Annotated in this window: 18 protein-coding genes; all 18 read right to left on the reverse strand. The window is 56.8% G+C overall.

Annotated features, from left to right (window positions below; translation table 11 throughout):
• Positions 1-41 precede the first annotated feature (41 nt).
• Entirely contained in the window at positions 42-1,016 is a 975-nt protein-coding gene (gene hcr / locus AC6I8R_RS21090; RefSeq protein ID WP_497832829.1) for an NADH oxidoreductase, read from the reverse strand.
• A gap of 10 nt (positions 1,017-1,026) precedes the next feature.
• Positions 1,027-2,679 (reverse strand): hydroxylamine reductase, encoded by a 1,653-nt coding sequence (gene hcp, locus AC6I8R_RS21095; RefSeq protein ID WP_497832830.1) that lies wholly within the window; start codon positions 2,677-2,679, stop codon positions 1,027-1,029.
• 164 nt (positions 2,680-2,843) lie between these two features.
• Complete coding sequence (locus tag AC6I8R_RS21100; RefSeq protein ID WP_497832831.1) at positions 2,844-4,061, reverse strand: c-type cytochrome; 1,218 nt, start codon at positions 4,059-4,061, stop codon at positions 2,844-2,846.
• Positions 4,058-5,821: a GMC family oxidoreductase gene (locus tag AC6I8R_RS21105; RefSeq protein WP_497832832.1), complete on the reverse strand. Its 1,764-nt coding sequence runs from the start codon at positions 5,819-5,821 to the stop codon at positions 4,058-4,060. Before AC6I8R_RS21105 ends, AC6I8R_RS21100 begins: the two co-directional genes overlap by 4 nt.
• Before the next feature lie 4 nt (positions 5,822-5,825).
• The gene (locus AC6I8R_RS21110; protein ID WP_415174683.1) at positions 5,826-6,572 is read right to left on the reverse strand and encodes a gluconate 2-dehydrogenase subunit 3 family protein; all 747 of its coding nucleotides are present in this window, start codon (positions 6,570-6,572) and stop codon (positions 5,826-5,828) included.
• Positions 6,573-6,851: 279 nt separating this feature from the next.
• The gene (locus AC6I8R_RS21115) at positions 6,852-7,865 is read right to left on the reverse strand and encodes a HoxN/HupN/NixA family nickel/cobalt transporter (protein ID WP_415174708.1); all 1,014 of its coding nucleotides are present in this window, start codon (positions 7,863-7,865) and stop codon (positions 6,852-6,854) included.
• Entirely contained in the window at positions 7,843-10,107 is a 2,265-nt protein-coding gene (gene hypF / locus AC6I8R_RS21120) for a carbamoyltransferase HypF (RefSeq protein ID WP_497832833.1), read from the reverse strand. Before hypF ends, AC6I8R_RS21115 begins: the two co-directional genes overlap by 23 nt.
• Before the next feature lie 83 nt (positions 10,108-10,190).
• Complete coding sequence (fdhF, locus tag AC6I8R_RS21125) at positions 10,191-12,341, reverse strand: formate dehydrogenase subunit alpha (RefSeq protein ID WP_415174681.1); 2,151 nt, start codon at positions 12,339-12,341, stop codon at positions 10,191-10,193.
• 35 nt (positions 12,342-12,376) lie between these two features.
• Positions 12,377-12,922 (reverse strand): electron transport protein HydN, encoded by a 546-nt coding sequence (gene hydN / locus AC6I8R_RS21130; RefSeq protein WP_208726618.1) that lies wholly within the window; start codon positions 12,920-12,922, stop codon positions 12,377-12,379.
• A 183-nt stretch (positions 12,923-13,105) separates the two neighbouring features.
• Positions 13,106-13,573, reverse strand: a complete 468-nt coding sequence (hycI, locus tag AC6I8R_RS21135) for a hydrogenase maturation peptidase HycI (RefSeq protein ID WP_497832834.1) — start codon at positions 13,571-13,573, stop codon at positions 13,106-13,108.
• Complete coding sequence (locus tag AC6I8R_RS21140) at positions 13,566-13,976, reverse strand: formate hydrogenlyase maturation HycH family protein (RefSeq protein ID WP_415174679.1); 411 nt, start codon at positions 13,974-13,976, stop codon at positions 13,566-13,568. Before AC6I8R_RS21140 ends, hycI begins: the two co-directional genes overlap by 8 nt.
• Entirely contained in the window at positions 13,976-14,740 is a 765-nt protein-coding gene (locus AC6I8R_RS21145) for an NADH-quinone oxidoreductase subunit B family protein (protein WP_208725891.1), read from the reverse strand. Before AC6I8R_RS21145 ends, AC6I8R_RS21140 begins: the two co-directional genes overlap by 1 nt.
• The gene (locus AC6I8R_RS21150) at positions 14,737-15,282 is read right to left on the reverse strand and encodes a formate hydrogenlyase complex iron-sulfur subunit (RefSeq protein ID WP_415174677.1); all 546 of its coding nucleotides are present in this window, start codon (positions 15,280-15,282) and stop codon (positions 14,737-14,739) included. Before AC6I8R_RS21150 ends, AC6I8R_RS21145 begins: the two co-directional genes overlap by 4 nt.
• A 12-nt stretch (positions 15,283-15,294) precedes the next feature.
• Positions 15,295-17,004, reverse strand: coding sequence for a hydrogenase large subunit (locus AC6I8R_RS21155; RefSeq protein WP_497832835.1), 1,710 nt, complete (start codon positions 17,002-17,004; stop codon positions 15,295-15,297).
• 18 nt (positions 17,005-17,022) lie between these two features.
• Positions 17,023-17,949 carry a respiratory chain complex I subunit 1 family protein gene (locus AC6I8R_RS21160; RefSeq protein ID WP_415174675.1) on the reverse strand — a complete coding sequence of 309 codons (927 nt, stop codon included), beginning with the start codon at positions 17,947-17,949 and terminating at the stop codon, positions 17,023-17,025.
• 9 nt (positions 17,950-17,958) lie between these two features.
• A complete protein-coding gene (gene hycC / locus AC6I8R_RS21165) occupies positions 17,959-19,767 on the reverse strand; it encodes a formate hydrogenlyase subunit 3 (protein ID WP_497832836.1) in 1,809 nt (602 codons plus the stop codon).
• Positions 19,764-20,369: a 4Fe-4S dicluster domain-containing protein gene (locus AC6I8R_RS21170; protein ID WP_415174707.1), complete on the reverse strand. Its 606-nt coding sequence runs from the start codon at positions 20,367-20,369 to the stop codon at positions 19,764-19,766. The genes hycC and AC6I8R_RS21170 overlap by 4 nt, the downstream gene beginning before the upstream one ends.
• 88 nt (positions 20,370-20,457) lie before the next feature.
• Positions 20,458-20,913 carry a formate hydrogenlyase regulator HycA gene (gene hycA, locus AC6I8R_RS21175; RefSeq protein ID WP_415174673.1) on the reverse strand — a complete coding sequence of 152 codons (456 nt, stop codon included), beginning with the start codon at positions 20,911-20,913 and terminating at the stop codon, positions 20,458-20,460.
• Positions 20,914-21,073 lie beyond the last annotated feature (160 nt).

Raw genomic sequence — 21,073 nt, forward strand, 5'->3', positions numbered from 1 at the left:
CGGTCGCGGCGCGATAAATCGCGCCGCGACGTATCAGTCGATCAGGCCAGCACCATGTCTCCTTCAGGCTGACACGAACACGCCAACACAAAACCGTCATCAATTTCTTGTTGGGTTAAGGTTGCGGTGCTGCTGACGTGATATTCGCCCGCCAGCACCTGGGTTTTACAGCAGCCACACACGCCCTCACGGCAGGCTGCAATGATTGGCACGTTGTTGCTCTCCAGCGCCTGGAGCAGCGAACTGCCCTGCGGGGCGAAAAAGGTCTTACCGGCGGAGAGTTTGCTGAATTTTAGCCCTTCGGTCGCCGCCGCCACCGATGTTGTCGGGGTGAAGAATTGTTCTTTAAAGAAGCGCGTCACGCCGCCTTGTTTCACCGCCTCTTCCGCCCACGCCATATAGGGTGCCGGGCCGCAGCAAAATACCGTGCGTCCGGCGAGGTCGGGGACTTCATTTAATAGCGCGTGGCTCAGGCGGCCAGAGACAAAACCAGCGCTGGCCGACTGCTCTGCCACCAGCGTGACCGCGTAGTCGCGCCATTCCTCGGCAAAAATCACCTCCTGCGGCGAACGGACGTTATAAATGACCCGCACATCGACAGCCGGACGGTACTTTGCCAGCCAGCGACGCATCGACATTATCGGTGTCACGCCACAACCCGCAGCCAGCAGCAACAGCTTGTCCTGCGCTTCGTTGTCACAGGTAAATTGCCCCTGAGCATCTGAGAGCCACAGATAATCACCGCGTTTGACTTCACCGGTAAGCCATTGCGAGCCAGCACCGCCTGCAATACGACGCACGGTGAGGGTGATGTATTCACTGACACCGGGTGTGGAGGAGAGGGTATAGGCACGCAGGGTGGTCGCGCTGTTGGCGATACTGACTAACGCATATTGCCCGGCACGATAAGGATAATAATCGTGACACAACAGCGATAGCGTCCAGACATCCGGTGTTTCCTGGTGGATGTGATGCACCTGCATACGCCACGGGCATTGCGGAGTTGGCATGGTCATGTTGATCTCCTCAGGCGCTCAGTAACTGCTGCATATCCTGCGCAACGGTGGTGACCTGACGCAGACCAAATTTCTCGTTCAACACGGCCAGCAGGTCCGGTGTCAGGAAGGCCGGGGCCGTCGGGCCAGTGACGATATTGGTGACGCCCAGCGATAACAACGTCAGCAAAATGACAATCGCCTTCTGTTCGAACCATGACAGCACCAGCGACAGCGGCAGATCGTTGACGCCACAACCGAGTTTTTCTGCCAGCGTCACCGCCAGAATGATCGCTGAGTAGGCATCGTTGCATTGGCCGGCATCGATCAATCTGGGCAGCCCTTCAATGTCGCCAAAATCGAGTTTGTTGAAGCGATATTTGCCACATGCCAGCGTCAGAATCAGGCAGTCGTGCGGCACCTGGGTGGCGAAATCGGTGAAGTAGCTCCGTTCGCTACGCGAACCGTCACAGCCACCCACCAGGAATACATGGCGCAATTTCTCCCGGCTGACCAGGTCGATCAAGGTATCCGCCGCCCCGGTTAAGGTTTGACGACCGAAGCCGACAGTGATCACATGTTCAATCTCGCTATACGGGAAGCCATTGAGTTGTTGTGCCTGCTGGATCACGGCGGTGAAATCATCGCCTTCGAGATGCTTCACGCCTGGCCAGCCGACGATGCTACGTGTCCAGATACGCGCGTCATAGGCACCGACCATCGGGTCGATGATGCAGTTGGAAGTCATGACAATCGGGCCAGGGAAGCGGGCGAATTCCACCTGCTGGTTCTGCCAGCCACTGCCGTAGTTGCCGACCAGATGCTTAAATTTGCGCAGTTCCGGGTAGCCGTGCGCGGGCAACATTTCACCGTGGGTATAGATGTTAACGCCAGTGCCTTCGGTTTGTTGCAGCAGGTTGTATAAGTCTTTGAGATCGTGGCCGGAAATCAGGATACATTTGCCAGCGACGGCTTTGACGTTGACTTGCGTCGGCGTGGGATGACCATAGGTGTTGGTTTCGCCGCTATCGAGAATACGCATCACGCTGAAATTCATTTGGCCGATTTCCATCGCACAGGCCAGCAGGGCATCCATATCCGCAGGCCAGGTGCCCAGCCACGCCATGATGCGATGATAAGTGGCGTAAAGGGCGTTGTCATACTGCCCCAGTACATGGGCGTGTTCCATATAAGCCGCCGCCCCTTTCAGGCCGTACAGGCACAGCAGACGCAGACCGAGAATATTGTCGCCAATCAGCGCCTTATCACGATTGGGCGCGAAACTGGCGGCTTGTTGCTGCAATGTGCCGAGATCGTCACTGACCAACTGTAAATCCGCCAGCGGATGGTCGAGAGAGGCTCGCGGGTCAATCGCCAGGCAGGCCGCCTTCAGGGCTTCACGTTTGGCAATGGCTTCACGCGCGTAGCCGACAATACGCAGGGAGTCGAAGTTAACGTTAGTCAGGGTAGAGAAAAAGGCGCGCGGGGCGAAATGGTCGATGTCGTGATCGATCAGGTCATAGGTACGGGCTTTGTCGGCCCAGGCAGACAGTCCCTGCAATGTGGCGATCAGCAGATCCTGTAAATCGGAGGTTTCGGCGGTTTTGCCACACATACCTTGCGCGTACGAACAGCCGTTGGCTGCTGGGGTTCGAATGGTTTGCTCACATTGCACACAGAACATAATCATAGCCCTTTATAAGTTGTATTTTAAATGCAACTTTAGGCTAATCCTGATGATGAAAACCAACCAGAAGAATTTCGCGTGATTTGCAGGGGAATTGATTTGGCGCAATTTTGCCAGTCATGTTGCCGCGAACAAGGTGGCTTCCCTGCCACCCCAACAGGTTATTGCAGGTTGTCTTTCACTTTCTGAACCGCCGTGGCATCAACCGGTGCTGCGGCGTTACCCCAACTGTTGCGGATATACGTCACCACCGCTGCAATCTGGTCGTCACCCAGCACGCCAGCAAAAGAGGGCATAGCGGGTGCAGTCGGGCGGATGTCGGTGTCTACGCCACGACTGCCCGCTGCGACCACGCGAATCAACGACGTTGCATCCGGCTGGTTAAGCAAAGGGTTATCTTTCAATTGCGGGAAGATATTTTGCTCGCCGCGTCCACCCGGGCTATGGCAGGCCGAACATTTGGCCGCATAAATTTGCGCACCAAGTTGCATGCGCTCATCGCTGGCAGGCAAGGGTTGCGGGACTTTTTCGCTTTGTTTATCTCCACCTTTCAGATAGGTCGCGACGGCCTGAAGATCGTCATCACGCCAATGTTGTGTTGAATGACTGACCGCATCGGCCATCGGTCCGGAGGCGATGTCGAAGCGGTTGACGCCGGTACGCAAGTAGCTGACGATGTCTTCCGTTGTCCATTTCCCCAGCCCGCTATGGTCGCTGTTGGTCAGGTTGGGGGCATACCAGCCTTCAACCACTTCGCCAGTGAGAAACTGGCCGCCTTTATCACCACCAAGCAGATTTTTGGGGGTGTGGCAGGTGCCGCAGTGGCCTGGGCCTTCAACCAAATACGCCCCACGATTCCATTGTGCTGATTTGTCGGGATGGGGTTGGAATTCTCCTTTGTCGAAATTAATCCAGTTCCACACCATCAGGCTGCTGCGAATATTGAAGGGGAACGGCAGTTGATTGGTTTCTACCTCATGGTGAACCGGCTGCAATGTTTGCATCCAGGCCCACAGATCGCGCAGATCCGCATCGGACATTTTGGTGTAAGCCGTAAACGGCATCGCACCATACAGCCGTTTGCCTCCGTGACCGATGCCTGCCGTCATGGCGCGTTTAAAGTCGTCATAGTTCCAGTTGCCAATACCGGTTGCGGGGTCCGGCGTGATGTTGGCTCCCACCAGGGTGCCAAAAGGCGTCTGGAGTTTTACACCACCGGCGAAAGGCTGTTTGGCATCGGTGGTGTGGCACGCCGTGCAATCGCCGAGCGTAGCGATGTAGCTGCCACGACTGATTTGATCATATTCCGGTTGTGCCTGCGCAACGAAGCTGGCCGTAGCCAGTAACGCCGCGAGTGAGAGAGACGTGAGCGTTTTCATGCGGTGATCATCTCCCCGGGGCGTTTGAGATAGTAATGACGAATGGCGTGAGCCGCTTTAAATGCCAGCGCACCGACAGTACCGGTTGGGTTATAGCCAGGGTTTTGCGGGAAGGCCGATGCACCGACGACAAACAAATTGGGCACATCCCAGACCTGCAAATGTTTGTTCACCGAACTGGTGCTGGGATCGGTTCCCATAATGAAACCGCCCACCACATGGGATGATTGGTAGGGAACGCTGTTCCAGTGGCCGGACATCGGTTTGGCGACGATTTGGCGCGGATTCATTGATTGCGCAATTTCTGCCACCTTACCGGTGCAGTATTGCGCCATCTTCAGATCATTCTCCGCGAAGTCAAAGGTGATACGCAGGAGTGGACGCCCGTGGGGATCGCTGTAATTGGGGTCGAGCGACAGATAGTTGGTACGCGTGGTGTAACTGCTCGCCTCACATCCGATCGACATGGTGCTGAGGTAGTTATCTTTGACCGCACGCTTCCACTGGGAACCCCATTTTGGTGTATTCGGCGGCACTGGCCGGTAACCAATCGGCGCAGAACCGATGGGCGTGACGCGAATACTGCCTCCGCCGAGAAAGCCAAGGCCGCTATGGTCGAAGTTGTCGTTGTTGAACTCGTCAATCCCCATGCCGACGGCACCTGCGCCGATAAAGGGATTGAAGTTTTTGTTGTCGAAAAACAACGTTACGCCATTTGCGGTCTGATAAGCGTAATTGCGGCCAGTGGTGCCGCGATTTGTGACGGGATCGTAGGCTTCGCCAATATTTGACAGCAACATCAGGCGCACGTTTTCAAACGTGAACGCGGCGACAATCACCAGGTCGGCGGGTTGTTCCCACTTATCACCAGAGGAGTCGATATAGGTCACCCCGGTGGCTTTCTTACCGGATGAATCGGTCAGCACCTCCAGCACCTCGCAGTTGGTGTAAGCGGTGAAATTTTCCTTACGCATCAACGCCGGAAGTACCGTGGTAATGGCACTGGCTTTGGAATAGTTGGCGCAACCGTAGTTGGTGCAGAAACCGCAGAAAGTACAGGGCCCCATCGTCACACCATAGGGATTGGTATAGGCCTCTGACACCAACGATGAGGGAACCGGAAAGGGCTGATATCCCATATTCTTTGCGGCTTCGGCAAACAGCGTGGGGCCGTAAGGCTGACGCAGTGGCGGCGTGGGGTAATCACCGGAACGCATACCTTCAAACGGGTTACCGCCAGCACGTTTTTCACCATTGAGGTTGGCGGCATAGCCCGATGTACCGGCCACCCGCTCAAACTGCATATAATGCGGCTCCATCTCCTCCCAGGTTGTTCCCCAGTCCTGGAGTACCAGTTCATCGGGGATGGCATTTGCGCCATACCGTTCGGTCAGATGACTTTTGAGGCGAAATTCCTCCGGCTGGAAACGGAAGGTGATGCCTGCCCAATGGTTGCCTGCGCCACCCGTGCCGTTACCGGGGTGAAATGATCCCCAGGTGCGCATCGGCAGTGCGGTCTGTGATGGATTGTTACGCATGGTGCAGGTATTTTGCCGGGTGCGCAGCATCAGTTCTTCGCGCATCACATAGCGCAGTTCGTCGGTCACGGTGGCGACGTTGAAGTCACGCGCGGTATCGCGCCAGGGGCCACGTTCAATGCCGATCACCTCGAGGCCTTCATCGGCCAGTTCTTTCGCAATGATCGACCCAGCCCAGCCGAGGCCAATGACCACGACATCCGTTTTTGGTAATTTTTTCATGCTGTTATCCCCTGGCCTTCCATTGCATCATGCTGATGGGTTCTAATCCCAGATTCTCGTTATGGCGTTCGATATAGTCGCGATAGTCGTAACGCGCGCCAGGGAATCCCAGCATCTTCCACGAAACCATGTCTTTGTTGCCGCCATAAATCGGATCGGCAAAAAAGCCTTCCATAGTGTTAGTCAGCACATCGTTAAACAGGGATTGCGCATCGTAGCCGTCGAAATGCACCTTGCCTGCCTCCATTGCCTGCAACAAATGGTCCTGCTGCTCCGGTTGAAGTTCAGCGAAGTTCTTTTGTGCGCTCTGTTGCACGTAGCGGTTGAGCGCTGCGATGCCCTGGCGATAGCGCTGCTGTGGTATCAGCGGAGACTGGTCACCTTGCTGCGGTGTGCCCTGGTGAAATGGGCCTTGCATGTACAGCCGTTCAAATGTCCCGTAAAAACCGTGCAGTTGGCGATCAATAAACACGGCACAGCCGGCTTCTTTGCCACCGATACTGAGTTCATCGGCAGGGATCAGACGGTCAACGATCGCTTCCAGGGTTTGTGCTTCTTCAGGGGTAAAGAACAGCCAGCCTTGTTGATCGAACGATTCGGGAGGATTGTCAGAAAAGGGCGTCCAGCCCGGTGTACCTTTGAGAGACACGGCATCCGCCGCTTGTGTCACCGTGGCAGCGACACCCAACGTTGTCCACGTCAACACCTGCCGTCGTGTCACCCCCGGCAGTGTTTTGGCTCTTTTTTTCATATTGCTTCCTAATTAAGTTGAACAAATTTGAAACAAAGGTTGTTTTTCAGGACATTGAAACAGGCAGTCAATTTTTATGTTGCTACTTTGTATCATTAACATTTTACAATTGTTAAATGTAAGGCCTTTCGGCAAAAGCGGGCTTTAGCAGGGGAAAAAATGCATTTTTTGTCAAAAAATGAGGGGAAAAGATAAGGGTTTGTAATAGATGAACATGGCAGCTAACAAATTGTTACTTCGTTGGCTGCCTGATAGCAGAGGGATTAAACCGTTAACAGATTACAACGCGTCATAGTTCCTCAAGCGGTAATTAAGCATTGAAATGCCCCAACACACGACAAACAACCCAACCACCACAAAGCCCGCATTACCCAGGTTGTCACTCAGTTTGCCAATCCACGGCCAGATACCACCCTGCAATCCGAGTTTGTCGATCAATAGCCCCAGAGCCTCCACGCCACCGATAAACAGCGCCACCACCACCGACGTGCCGGTAATGGTCATGTTGTAATACAGTTTGCGCTGCGGTTTATTAAACGCCCAACCATAGGCATTGAGCATCATCAGGTTATCGAGGGTATCCACCAGCATCATGGCGCTGGCAAACATCACCGGAAAGATAAGGATCGACCACATTGAGATGCCGTAAGAGGCGGTAGCGGCCGAAAGACCCAGCACGCCGATTTCTGTGGCGGTATCGAAGCCTAAGCCAAATAGAAAACCGACCAGGTACATATGCCAGCTTTTATTCACCAGCTTAAAGGTGGTGTTGAATAAGCGGCTCATCAGGCCACCCCCGCTGCTTTCCAGCGCATCGGCGGTGAGCGGCTCGCCGCGTTTCCACTGGCGGAAGTTACGCCAGACACTGCGCAGAATCACCAGATTAACCAGCCCCATCGCCAGCAGGAAACAGGCCGACACTGCGGTGCCGATCACGCCTCCCACCTCATGGAACCAGGCCATATTTTTCTGGAAAGCGGCGGCAGTGGCGGCGATGGCAATCGATGCCAGAATAACGATGGTTGAGTGACCCAGGGAAAACCAGGCGCCAATAGTTGTCGGACGTTTTCCCTGCTGCATCATTTTACGCGTGACAATATCGATGGCAGCGATATGGTCGGCATCAACCGCATGGCGCAGTCCATAACACCATGCCAGCAGGCAGGTTGCCATCAATGCGGTGCTTTGCTGGAACACCACCAATGCCCAAATCCAGGCGGCAAAATTCGCGGCCACCAGCGCGCCCAATAAAGCGCCAGCGCGCGGGGTTTCACGAAGAACACGCAACAACATCATTTTTTCCTTGTGTATGAGGTATAAGACGCGCGGCGGCAATCAATGCCTGGCCGAGTGAAAGCGCACCGTCGCCCGCAGGCAACTGTGTCGGAAACAGAATCTCCAGATCAGAAAGCCACCAGCGCAGGCGTTCACGTAGCAGACGGTTATGCATCACCCCGCCACAGCAAACGAGGGTGGAAATGCCCAGGTGACTGGCATGCTGACGAACCAGCTCGGCCAGCCCCTGAGCCAGGGCATCATGAAACGCCCACGCACGCGCCGGGGCGCTGGCCTGCCATCCCAGCCATTGCTGCCAGAAGGTAGCCATATCGGGACATCCCTGCACCAGCGGCAACGTCACGGGATGCGGGCAAGGACCGTGGTCGAGGGCCATTGTCTCCAGCAGGCAGGCGGCTTCGCCTTCATAACTTTGCTGGAGGGGTGCGCAGCCCAGGGCGGCTGCCACGGCATCAAACAGGCGACCACAGGAGGAGGCGAGCGGGGCATTGACCCCGCGGGTGATAGCCCGCGCCAACGGCTGCCAGGGCTGGGCACGAACCACCGCCGTTTCCGCATAGTGTTGCCAGTGCGGCACAAAGGCTTCGCATTGTGCCAGCAAATTACGCCAGGGCTGCCGCGCTGCCAGATCGCCACCCGGAAGCGCCACGGCTGGCAGACCGCCGAGGTGCGTACATTCCCGGTAGTCCACCCGCAGGCATTCCCCCCCCCAGAGCTGACCGTCATCGCCATAGCCAATACCATCAAGGGCCAGCGCCAGCACCTTGCCACCCTCCAGCGGCCAGTGATGTTCGGCCAGGCAGGCGGCAGCGTGAGCGTGATGATGCAATATTTCTGAGAGCGGTAGCGCCATCTCACGCCCCAGTTGTGCGCTACGCCAGGCCGGATGCGCATCAACCGCAATCTGCTGTGGCGTAAAGTGGTAGATCTCGCACATTAGCTGCAATGCCTGACGCCACTGGGTTTCGACGCCGCTTTGCGCTAAATCGCCAAAGTACTGACTGAGCACCGCCTGGTCGTCACGCACCAGACAGAAGGTATTTTTCAGATCGCCACCGAGTGCCAGTATCGGCGGCAGGGGCTTGAAACCGGGCGGTAGCGGCAGGGCATCGGGCACAAACCCACGCGAGCGCCGTAACATTTCACCGCTGGCGCGCATCACAGAATCATCCATGCGTTGCAGGATCGGGCGATTATGCAGCAGCCAGCCATCGGCAATACCCGCCAGCTCCGCCAGCGCGCGATCATTCTCTATTGCAGGGGGCAAACCGTTCAGATTGCCGGATGTCATCACCAGTGGGCCGCCAAAATCCGCCATCAACAGATGCTGGAGAGGATTGGCCGCCAGCATCACACCGATTTCATTCAGACCTGGCGCAATCCCGGCGCTCAACCCGCTTAACAGGTGACGGTCGACCAGTACAATCGGCGCGGCTGGTGAGGTGAGGAACGCGGTGGCCGAATCCGGTAAGCCCAGCGTATCCGGTATCATCACCGCAAAAGGTTTTGCTGGCCGCTGCTTACGCTGCCGCAGGCGCTGCACCGCCAGCGGGTTGCGGGCATCCACCGCCAGATGAAACCCACCCAGTCCTTTAATGGCGACAATCCCACCTTTTTTCAGCAGCGTCACGGCCTGTTGCAGTGCCGAATCTCCCTCACACTGCTGCCCGTTGTGGTGCCAGATTAGCTGCGGGCCGCAATCCGCGCAGGCCAGCGGTTGAGCATGAAAACGGCGGTCCAGTGGGTTGCGGTACTCTCGTTCACAGGCCGGGCACAGGGGAAACGCGGCCATTACCGTGGCGGGACGATCGTAAGGTATGGCGTGGATAATGGTGTAGCGTGGACCACAGTGGGTACAGTTAATAAAGGGGTAGCGGTAACGTCGGTCCGTGGGATCATGCAGTTCGCGCAGGCAGGCGGGACAGGTTGCGGCATCGGGGACGATTTGCGTGGTCATGGCACCCTCGTCACTGTGACGAATGGTGAAACTCTCCGGCAGGCTTATCCAGCACATTGTCTGTTGTTCAATGCTATCAATCCGCGCCAGCGGCGGGCAGTGCTGATGCAGCGCCGCCAGTAACGTGGCTGCCGGGCTGGTCAGACGCACCAACACGCCCGCGCCGTCGTTGCAGACGTCGCCTTTGAGCTGGAGTTGTTGTGCCAGTTGCCAGATCCAGGGGCGAAAACCGACGCCCTGGACCTTGCCGCGAATACGTAATGCAATGCCGTTGTTATGCATAGGAATTCATACCGTCGCGGCGCAATTTATTGCGCGATGTGGGAAAAACCCGCGCGATAAATCGCGCCGCGACGAAGCCCTTGTTACGCTTCTGCCGCTTCGCGCAGGCGCGCTTTCATCTGGTTATAGGTGGTCTGCGCATAGAGTTCAGCCCACGCCTGATCCTCAATCGCGCTGACGTTGACCGCGCAATATTTGGTTTCCGGTGTTTTGGAAATCGGATCAAGATTGTCCTGAGTCAGCTCATTACAGGCACCAATCCACCATTGATAAGTCATATACACCGAACCCTTGTTGATGCGTTCATTGACGTCGGCGCGGCTGATCACTTTGCCGCGTCGCGAGCTGACCCACACCAGTTGCTGGTCTTTTATCCCCAATGCTTCGGCATCCAGCGGGTTGATTTGCATATAACCGGGTTCGTCGGCGAGGGTTTGCAGCGCCGCGCAGTTACCGGTCATGGATCGACAGGAGTAGTGCCCCACTTCACGCACGGTGCAAAGCACCAGCGGATAGTCTTTATCCGGCACTTCCGCCGGGGCGCGCCACTCAGCGGCGAACAACTGCCCCTTACCGGTTGGGGTATCAAACTTATTCCCTTTGTAGAGATAAGGGGTGCCGGGATGGTCCAGCGTCGGGCAAGGCCACTGAACGTGTCCCATCTCGCCCATTTTTTCGTAGGTTACGCCATAGAACAGCGGGCACAGATCGCGCAGCTCATCCCAGATCTGCTGGTTATTGTCGTAGTGCATCGGGTAGCCCATTTCTGTGGCGATCAGGCTGATGATTTCCCAGTCACGTTTGACGTTGTATTGCGGTTCGATGGCTTTCTCAAAGCGCTGGAAACCCCGGTCGGCACAGGTAAACACGCCGCCGTGCTCACCCCACGAGGTGGCGGGCAGCAGCACGTCGGCCACTTCGGCGGTTTTGGTCATAAAGATGTCCTGCACCACCACGAAGTCGAGCGCTTCAAAACCCTGACGCACCAGGCCTAAATCCGCCTCGGTCTGGAGCGGATCTTCCCCCATGATGTAGTAAGCCTTCATCTCGCCTTCCAGCGCCAGATGCGGCACTTCAGTGATGCGCACGCCAACTTTGTCATCCATCACTGCCGGATCAATGCCCCATGCGCTGGCGAACTTCGCTCGCACCGCTGGATCAACCACGTCCTGGTAGCCGGGAAACTGGTTGGGGATGACGCCCATATCGCAGGCACCCTGCACGTTGTTCTGACCGCGCACCGGCCCGACGCCGACATGTTCGCGGCCCAGATTGCCGGTCAGCAGCGCCAGGCTGGACAAGCCTTTCACCACATCCACCGCCTGACCAAACTGCGTCACCCCCATGCCCCACATAATGGTGGCGGAAGGTGCTGCGGCGTAGGTGCGCATTGCCTGGCGAATCTGTTGGGCCGGGATACCGGTCAAATGCTCGACATCTTCCGGGGCGTAACCTTTAACGGTCTCGCGATAGGCATCCAGCCCCTCGGTGTATTTAGCGACATACTCCTTGTCGTAAAGTTGCTCATCCAGCAATACATAACCAAAGGCGTTAACCAGCGCCATATTGCAGCCGTTTTTGATTTGCAAATGTTGATCGGCAATACGGGCGGTTTCGATGCGGCGTGGGTCGCAGACGATGATCTTCGCGCCATTACCTTTGGCTTTGATCACGCGGCGCGCCACGATGGGATGAGAGTCGGCGCAGTTATAGCCCACTACCAGCAGGCATTTGGAGTTTTCGATATCACCGATGGAGTTGCTCATCGCGCCGTTCCCCAGCGTCACCTGTAGCCCGGCGACGGAGGGACCGTGGCACACGCGTGCGCAGCAATCGACGTTATTGGTGTTTAGCACGCCACGGGCGAATTTTTGCATCACATAGTTGGTTTCGTTACCGGTGCCGCGTGAGGAACCGGTAGTCATAATGGCGCGCGGCCCAAACTGCTGCTTAATCTCGCTCAGGCGTTTGGCCGTGTAGCGGATAGCTTCCTCCCAACTAACCGGCTGGAGTTTGCCCCCTTTCTGATAACGGATCATCGGCTGCGTCAGACGTGGCGTGAGCAGTTTGGTGTCGTTGAGGAAGTCCCAGCCATAGTAGCCTTTCAGACACAATTCGTTCTGGTTGGTCACACCATCGGCCGCTTCGGCACGCAGAATTCTGTTGTTCTCGACGACCAGTTTCAGTTTGCAGCCTGCACCGCAATAGGGGCAGACGGTAGTCACTTTTTTCATCTATAGCCAACCTGTAAGAAGTTGAAAAGCCAGGATTAAAACGACAGCGATGAGGGAGCATCTAACGCGGCGCGGCGGCGTTTTTCTGCGCTCATCTGTTCGAGTTTGTTGCGATCGACGCACATGATGGCGTTGGTCGGACAGGCGTCGATGCACGCCGGACCTGATTCACGCTGGTGGCAGAGGTCACATTTGTTAGCCTCGGCTTTTTCCGCCATGACGTTCAGTCCGGCACCGCTGTTGCGAATCACCGGGCGAACCACCACCTCCATCGCACCGTAAGGACAGGCGACGACACAGGTTTTGCAGCCAATGCAGCGTTCCTGCATCACATGGACAAAACCTTTATCACGGCTGATTGCGCCGTTCGGGCAGACGTTGGCGCAGGGGGCATCTTCACACTGGCGGCACATGGTGGCCGTAGAGACATTCACGCCTTTGATAACATGAATGCGGGGCAGGAAGGTCTGCGGGGTGAGCGCCGAGCAATCCTGGTTTTCCTGATGGGACACGACACAGGCTACCTCACACGTACGGCAGCCGATACACTTGCTTGAATCAGCAATGATGAAGCGGTTCATCATAAACTCCTGCATTGAACTTGTTATTGTCAGGGAGCTATACACAAACCGTGCCAGTTTTTTAGTTGTTTAATAACAATGAGTTACTTGTCGGCCTTGTTGGCATTGACACTTTTGACGATGACATCTGTCGGCACATGTCATAGCGGCGCGATTTATCGCGCCGCGACGGGTTGTGGGTCATCACGCTTCGCTGGTGAGTGCCGAAAACCCTCCGTCACCCACCCAGCCGCCAAGTTGTTGATAGACCTGGTCTACCGCGTTCTTCACCGCCTCGGTCATGGGATAGCAAAAGCCCACCAGATCCGGCTGAATGCCGAGGAACACCACCTGACCGACATCATCTTTAAGCTGATCAATCAAGTAATTGAGCGGCATATTGTGGGTGGTCATCAGCAACATGTCGGCGATGTCATCCGGGTCGATAACGCGGATTTCACCGGGGGACAGCAGCATGTCGGTGGCATCAACAATCAGCAGCAAATCGGGCCGTTGTTCGCGAATGGCGACCACATCGTTTTCCGGCGCGCTGCCGCCGTCGATCACCAGCCAGTCGCCACAGGGGGCGGCGCGACATTTCTCCGCCAGCAACGGGCCTGCGCCGTCATCACCCATCATGCTGTTGCCGACACACAATAAAACCTTAGTCATCACGCCTCCTGACCATCAGATAGATAGCCGGTTCCTGTTGAATGGCCTGGAGCATCGCCAGCAGTGCCTGGCTCCATTGCTGTTGCTGCGGCGTCTGACACGCTCTGGCGGCATCAAATGCCTGCGCCAGCATCACCACATGGCTGTGGTCGATCACAATTTCCCCGTAGCGCGGCACGCCGGCCATCTTACGGCTGGCCTGGCTTGCCGCCGGAAGCGTGGCAATCCACGCCAGATAAGCCGCCCAGGGACACACCAGGCTCTCTTCCAGGCAATCAATCACGCCAAGGTGATGTCCAATGGCCAGGCTGTAGTACATCACCTGTTGTGCTTCTGCTGGCGTTGCGTCATTTTCATCGACAAATTTGCGGCTAAGTTGGCAAAACACCACGGACTCGCTCATTACACGCGCTCCATCTGCACCAGATTTTCCAGATGCGTAACAATCTCCGTCAGACGTGGATCGTTCTCTTCCGCCAGCCATTGCTGCACTGCGCCATCGCCGTCGGTCAGTTTGTGCATGAAGTTGTCGGCAATTTGTCGTCCATAGCGATAACCCGCCAGACGGCGCGCCGCGCGATCAATGCGAACGCGCAGCGGCTGTACCATCGCCGTATGCAGGATGCGTGCGGGTTGCAGATCCTGTTCGCTTGCCGGACGGGCATGGATTTTCTGCTCCAGCAGACCCAACGCCATGGCGAAGCCGTACAGGGTGGCGGCGGGTGTGGGTGGGCAGCCAGGGATATACACGTCTACCGGCACGATTTTGTCCGTGCCGCCCCAGACGCAGTAGAGATCATGGAAGATACCGCCGCTATTGCCGCAGGCCCCGTAGGAGATACAAATTTTCGGGTCCGGGGCGGATTCCCAGGCACGTAATGCTGGTGAGCGCATGGCGCGGGTGACCGCGCCGGTGAACAGCAAAATATCGGCATGGCGCGGTGAGGGGACCACTTTGATTCCGAAGCGTTCGGCGTCAAAAAGCGGGGTAAGTGCGGCGAAAATCTCAATTTCACAACCGTTGCAACCGCCACAGTCAACGCGATAAACGTAGGCTGATCGTTTGATTTTTTTCAGCAATGAAGCCTTCATGCTGGCAATCGACTCTTCCACCGAGAGCGGCAGTGGCAGGCCGTTATGGTCGCGTGGACCTGATACGTTACTCATCCGTTGGCTCCTCGCAACTGACGGTGAAACACGGCGCTGCCGGATGAGGCCAGGCTGTGCTGACGTTTACATGCCGGGCAGGTTTCGAACGCCGACCGCCGGTTTTCCGCCCCCTGGTCGCCGTTATGGCGCAACAAGGCAATGGCATAGTCGATCTCCTTTTGTACCGCGAAGGGGTGACCACATTCCCGGCAATAGCACAGCGGAAAAAGTGCCTGTTGCAGCAAATCGGCTTTGTTCCACACCGCCAGTTCGAACTGCTGCGACAGGGTAATTGCGGCGGTTGGACACACCTCTTCACAGCGGGCGCAGAAAATGCAGCGCCCGAGGTTAAAGCTCCACGCCAGTTGCCCGGCTTCGAGATCGGTTGCCACGCTTAACGCATTGGAAGGACAGGCATTAACGCAGGCAGCACAACCGATGCACTGTTGCGGATTGTGCTCGGGTTTACCGCGGAAGTTGTCATCCACGTCGATGGGTCGCAAGGGATAAGATTCGGTCGCGACACCGCCTTTGAGCGCGTTTTTAATAAAACTAAACATGATGACTCCCGACTATTTCAGCGGTGAATGGGTGCGCTCAATGCTGTAGCGCTCCAGCTCTTTGTACGGCACCACCTGGCTTTTCTTTTTGCGTACATCCACCACCGTCATGCGATCGGTGCAGGAGTAGCAGGGGTCGAGACTGCCGATGATCAATGGCGCATCGGACACCGTATTGCCGCGCAACATATAGCGCAGCGTCGGCCAGTTGGCGTAGGTCGCCGCACGGCAGCGCCAGCGGAACAGCTTCTGGTTGTCGCCGGTCATGCTCCAGTGGATATCGTCACCGCGCGGCGCTTCGCAGAAACCAAGAGCAAAACGCTGCGGGATGTAGGTAAACCCTTCCACCATCAGGGGGCCGCCAGGCAGGTTATCAAGGCCGAAATCAATCAGATTCAGCGCGGTGAACACTTCATTGATGCGCACTTTAAGCCGCGAAAGCACGTCACAACCGGCAAGGGTATGTACCTCCAGCGGCAGCAGGCCGTAACCGGCAAACGGGTGGTCGGCACGGGTGTCGCGAGCATGGCCGCTGGCGCGCACCATCGGACCGACGTTACTGAAATCGCGTGCGATACCCGGATCAAGACGGCCAATGCCTACGGTGCGCGATTCAATATTGGGCGTGCTGAGCAGAATGTCGGTCAGGGTAAAGACCTCGCGGCGCATCTGCTGCGCCAGCTGGCGCGTCTGTATCATGTCGTCTTTCATCAGGTCACGACGAATTCCGCCGATCAGGTTCAACCCGTAAGTTTTACGTGCGCCGGTCAGGATCTCCGCCATCTTCATCGACAACTCACGCACGCGGAAAAATTGCATAAACCCGGAGTCAAAACCCACAAAGTGGCAGGCCAGACCGAGGTTCAGCAGATGGCTGTGCAGACGCTCCACTTCGAGCAAAATCGAGCGGATCATCTGCGCGCGCGCGGGCACCACAATCCCCATCGCATTCTCCACCGAAGAGGTGTAGGCGGTGCTGTGGGCAAAGCCACAGATGCCGCACACGCGATCGGAGAGGAAGGTGACTTCGTTGTATCCCATGCGGGTTTCTGCCAGTTTCTCCATGCCGCGATGGACGTAGAACAGGCGATAATCGGCATCGATAATGTTCTCACCGTCAACAAACAGGCGGAAATGGCCAGGTTCATCGGAGGTGACATGCAGCGGTCCGATGGGTACCACATTGTTCTTGCTACTACCCAGTTCATTGATGAATTCGTAGGTTTCGCTGTCGCTGGTGGGGGCCGGACGTTGGCGATAATCCATGCTGTCTTTACGCAATGGGTAGAGTTCATCCGGCCAGTCGTCCGGTAGCACCAGACGACGTTCGTCCGGCAGCCCAATCGGTTGCAAGCCATACATATCGCGGACTTCGCGCTCACCCCAGACGGCAGCAGGGACGCGTGGCGTCACCGATGGAAACTCTGGCCGATGGGCGTCTACCGCCACCCGGACGGTGATCCAGCATTTGGTGCCGCTCTCCATCGACAGTACGTAGTAAACCGCATAGCTGCCGCAGAGTTGGCGTTCATCATTGCCGAATAGCACCGATAACCAGCCTCCCTGCTGGTAATACAGCCATTCGACAATTTCCGGCAGCATGTTGAGTTTGACGGTAATGGTGATTTGATCTTTGGTCTGCCAGCTCTCCTCCAGCACCGCGTGGGGGAACTTGAGGTGCAGTGCAGCAAGGTAGTGTTGACCGATTTTCTCTTCAGACATGAAATAAGTTCTCTGCAATTACGCCGCCAGCAAGGAGACGAAGGCTAAAAAGGCCAGACCAAAACCGGCCCACGTAATACGTGACGTTTCGAGCATCCGCAGGCGTGCCATGCTGTTTTCAAACAGCGCGATCAGCAGGGCAGCGGCAATCAGTTTGACGATGGCCAGTACCACGGCGAGTACCCCTCCACCCCAGCTAAAGGCGTGCATCTGCCCCCAGGGCAAAAACACCCCGACAAACATTTGCAGCACCACTAACTGTTTTAACGAAATGCCCCACTTCAGTACGGCAAAGCCTGCGCCGCTGTATTCGGAAAGTGGCCCCTCCTGCAACTCCTGCTCGGCTTCCGCCAGGTCAAACGGCAGTTTCCCCATCTCGATAAACGTGGCGAAGGCGCAGGCGGCTAGCGCCAGCAACAGCGTCAGACTGTGGCTGAGCGGCCAGGCATGGACGGTCATGGCAATGTTGCTGATGTGGGTACTGCCTGCCACCTGAGCCGCCACCCACAGGCCGAGCAGCAACATCGGTTCGACCAGCACGCCGAGCATCGTCTCGCGGCTGGCACCGATGCCGGTGAACGGACTGCCGGTGTCCAGGCCCGCAATGGCGAAAAAGAAGCGGGCGATGGCGAACAAATAAATCAAGGTGATCAGGTCGCCAACCGGCGGCAACGGCGAGGCGAGGGTAACCACCGGCAGCGCAGTGGCAATGGTCAACATCACGCCGACCATCACCAGCGGCATCAGGCGAAAAACCCAACCCGCAGCGGCGGGCGCCACGCTCTGGCGACCGAGTAACTTGAACAGATCCCGATACTCCTGCAACACGCCAGGACCGCGCCGGTTATGCAAGCGCGCGCGGGCCATTCGCGAAATGCCGGAGAGCAAGGGCGCAGCCAGGAACAAGGCCAACGCCTGGATAAGGGCAAAAAATAACGTCGTCATAGTGGTTCCTCAGGCGATGACCGCGATCAGCAAAATCGCCAGTTCAATAAATGCCAGACGTCGGAACGTGATGGCGATCCCGTCACCCCGCCAGCCAGGCACCCATCGCACCGGATTAAGGTGTTTGCGTAAGGCGAGGAGGGGCGCAAAGGCGGCTCTCACCGGTTGGGCAAAACCCGATGCGGTGATCACCATCGCTGCTTCGTGGTCGTAGCCACAAACCCATGCCGGGCCACGCGTGCGGTGCGGCAGGCGATCGCCACGGAACAGCACCAGCAACAGCACAGGCAGCAGCGGCGTCATAATCAGCAGCAGGGCGATCAGCGGTTGCGATACCAGCGTCTGCGCGGTGTTGAGCGGGAGTGGGATGGCATGTTGCAGCAACGGCAGCAACCAGGGAGTAGCGACACCGGCAATCACGCAACCCAACGCCAGCAGAACGACGGTGATATTCATCAGGCCGGGCGGGTTGGCGGCCTGTTCGGCCTCCGGGCTGCGGGGTGCGCCGAGGAAGGTGACGCTATAGACCTTGGCCATACACATCACCGCCAGCGCGCCAGTGATCGCCAGTCCAACCGCCAGCAGCGGCCCAAGGACACGCGCGATAAAGGAAGCCTGGTTGCCTAACTGGAAGAATGACTGATAGATCACCCATTCACCGGCAAAGCCATTAAGCGGCGGCAGGGCGGCCATTGCCATCAAACCCACCAGCATTGCCAACGAAATCAGCGGCATACGCTTGCCAATCCCGCCCAGTTTCTCAATATCGTGCTGTCCAGTGCGGAACCACACCGCGCCAGCGCCGAGGAACAGCGTGGTTTTAAACAGGCTGTGATTAAACAGATGGTAGAGGCCACCGATCATCCCCAACGCCACCAGCGCCGGTTGGTGCAGCGTAATCCCGATAAAGCCGCAACCCACGCCCAGCAGGATAATGCCGATGTTTTCCAGCGAGTGATAAGCCAGCAGGCGGTTGATGTTGTGCTCCATCAGGGCGTACAGCCCGCCGGTAAAGGCGGTCACCATACCGAGCACCACCACCAGTACCCCCCACCACAGCGGCAACACGTCGGCTATCAGTGAAACGCTGATCATGCCGTATAACCCTACCTTCAGCACCACGGCGGAAAACAGCGCTGCGGCCGGAGCCGGGGCATTGGCATGCGCCTGGGGTACCCAGCCGTGCAGCGGAATAATGCCCGCCAGCAGACCAAAGCCGAGCAAACTTAACAGCAACACCAGCGGAGAGAGCGCCGCACCCTGGAGCGCCAGGCGTAATCCGTCAAAACTCAGCGTGCCAAACTGTTGCCACAGCAACCAACAGGCAGCGACCAGCAGAAGCGTGCCGAGGCGACCCAGGGCAAACCAGAGTTGACCGGATTTACGACAGCCGGTGAGGAAGTAGCCTGCCAGCGCGACAATTTCGGCCATCGCCACCAGGGTGGCGAGGTTAGCGGCGAGCAGAGCAACAGCCGAAGCGGCAAGGATCAGATTGACCAGCAAACCGTTGGCTTTAACCTGAGAATGCCGATGCCAGCTTACGTTAAACAGGCAGATAAACAGGCCGCAGAGTGACACTGTCACTAACCATATGCTGTTAAAACTATTCAGTTGTAGCTGCCAGCGCCACAGCGGCAGGGTGGCGCTGAATCCGAGCAGGCCCTGGACGCTGGCTGCCAGCAGCAACGCACAACTTATCGCGCCACCGATACCGGCAATAACGCCACTGATGGGCCGGTTAAACGCGGTGATGCCCGCCAGTAACGCACTGAGCATCAGACCGGTCAGTGCCCAGTGGATCAGAAAAAAAACATTCATTTACGTGCCTCTGGCTGGCTGAACAGGCTTAAATCACCCAGCGCACCCGCCAGCGTGAGTTCACGCTTGCGTTTGCTGGCTTTGGCGATATCGGTGTTGTCGATCAATTGCAGCGCTTTCGTCGGACAGGTGCGCACGCAGGCCGGACCCTGCTCATCGAAGCTGCACAGATCACATTTCACCGCGACAGCACGAATGCCAGGAACCCAGTCCAGCAACGAGCTAACGCGCAGGGGATCGGCAGGGGCGGCGGGCGCTTTGGGGCTGTTGACGTCAGCCGGGATGTGTAACGGGCGGCTGCCGGAAAATTCGATAGCCCCAAACGGGCAGGCGATGCCGCACAGTTTGCAGCTGACGCACAGGTTAGCGTTCAGCTGTACCGCGCCATCCACACGGTTAATGGCATTCACCGGGCAGACGCTGGCACAAGGGGCGTCTTCGCAGTGGCGACACAACTGCGGGGCGGATTCGTCCCGGTTGCGCATCACCTTTAAACGCGGCATCGACTGTAAACCCTGTTGCCGGTGCGTCTCCGCGCAGGCCGCTTCACAGGTATGGCAACCAATGCATAATGTTGAATCAGCGATTACAAAACGGTTCACCAACGGATTCCTCTGGTGACTGTCGTCATTAATGACGAAATCATGCCGATAACCTGTCGCTTCGACAGTTTCGACACCCTCAACCTCTTTACGCCACGGCGGCTTGTTGTAGCCGTTCCATCGACACCGGGGTGTTTTCATGGACCGCCAGATAGAGGCTGTCGTAAATCGGCTGAATCAGTTCCAGATAGTGGGTAAGTACCTTCTCGCGATCGCGATTGCTGAAGGTGTTGTCGATGCAACCGTCATTGTCGATATTGGCATGACCAATCAATATCTTATCGCTGTCATCCGGCAGCGCGAGAAAGTACTCGATACGGTGATTGTTAAAGCCTTCGCCTGGCTGAATATGAATGACGAAGTGTTCAAATAAGAAGAAGCGCAACTCATCCCCCGGTGTGCAGGCGATGGTGTGGTGCAGTTTGGCTTTTGACAGGGTTATCCCCTGAACTAAGGCGTTACCGTATTGTTTCCACTGTGCCTGCAAGCGTTGATGCTTATCAGCGATGTAGGCTGCTTTGTCACTCAGTTCCCTAATATCCATTATTAAATCACTCTGTTTGTGCGGATATTCCCCTAAGGCACATTTCGTGCCATGTTTTTAAAATATTGAATTTTATAGTTAATATATAAATCTCTGTCACGAATAATCCGTCAGTGACATGTCATTTCGTCATCTTTGACATCGACACGCCGCCGCGCTG

This window comes from Pantoea sp. X-Soil-OKNW-713 (assembly GCF_059730685.1).

What these genes read in the sequence shown, in the direction of transcription:
- hcr (WP_497832829.1), bottom strand. Translation starts at nt 1,016, where the DNA reads ATGACCATGCCAACTCCGCAATGCCCGTGGCGTATGCAGGTGCATCAC.
- AC6I8R_RS21110 (WP_415174683.1), bottom strand. Translation starts at nt 6,572, where the DNA reads ATGAAAAAAAGAGCCAAAACACTGCCGGGGGTGACACGACGGCAGGTG.
- AC6I8R_RS21145 (WP_208725891.1), bottom strand. Translation starts at nt 14,740, where the DNA reads ATGAGTAACGTATCAGGTCCACGCGACCATAACGGCCTGCCACTGCCG.
- AC6I8R_RS21160 (WP_415174675.1), bottom strand. Translation starts at nt 17,949, where the DNA reads ATGACGACGTTATTTTTTGCCCTTATCCAGGCGTTGGCCTTGTTCCTG.
- hydN (WP_208726618.1), bottom strand. Translation starts at nt 12,922, where the DNA reads ATGAACCGCTTCATCATTGCTGATTCAAGCAAGTGTATCGGCTGCCGT.
- AC6I8R_RS21105 (WP_497832832.1), bottom strand. Translation starts at nt 5,821, where the DNA reads ATGAAAAAATTACCAAAAACGGATGTCGTGGTCATTGGCCTCGGCTGG.
- AC6I8R_RS21115 (WP_415174708.1), bottom strand. Translation starts at nt 7,865, where the DNA reads ATGTTGTTGCGTGTTCTTCGTGAAACCCCGCGCGCTGGCGCTTTATTG.
- AC6I8R_RS21100 (WP_497832831.1), bottom strand. Translation starts at nt 4,061, where the DNA reads ATGAAAACGCTCACGTCTCTCTCACTCGCGGCGTTACTGGCTACGGCC.
- hypF (WP_497832833.1), bottom strand. Translation starts at nt 10,107, where the DNA reads ATGCATAACAACGGCATTGCATTACGTATTCGCGGCAAGGTCCAGGGC.
- hcp (WP_497832830.1), bottom strand. Translation starts at nt 2,679, where the DNA reads ATGTTCTGTGTGCAATGTGAGCAAACCATTCGAACCCCAGCAGCCAAC.
- hycC (WP_497832836.1), bottom strand. Translation starts at nt 19,767, where the DNA reads ATGAATGTTTTTTTTCTGATCCACTGGGCACTGACCGGTCTGATGCTC.
- hycI (WP_497832834.1), bottom strand. Translation starts at nt 13,573, where the DNA reads ATGACTAAGGTTTTATTGTGTGTCGGCAACAGCATGATGGGTGATGAC.
- fdhF (WP_415174681.1), bottom strand. Translation starts at nt 12,341, where the DNA reads ATGAAAAAAGTGACTACCGTCTGCCCCTATTGCGGTGCAGGCTGCAAA.
- AC6I8R_RS21140 (WP_415174679.1), bottom strand. Translation starts at nt 13,976, where the DNA reads ATGAGCGAGTCCGTGGTGTTTTGCCAACTTAGCCGCAAATTTGTCGAT.
- AC6I8R_RS21155 (WP_497832835.1), bottom strand. Translation starts at nt 17,004, where the DNA reads ATGTCTGAAGAGAAAATCGGTCAACACTACCTTGCTGCACTGCACCTC.
- hycA (WP_415174673.1), bottom strand. Translation starts at nt 20,913, where the DNA reads ATGGATATTAGGGAACTGAGTGACAAAGCAGCCTACATCGCTGATAAG.
- AC6I8R_RS21150 (WP_415174677.1), bottom strand. Translation starts at nt 15,282, where the DNA reads ATGTTTAGTTTTATTAAAAACGCGCTCAAAGGCGGTGTCGCGACCGAA.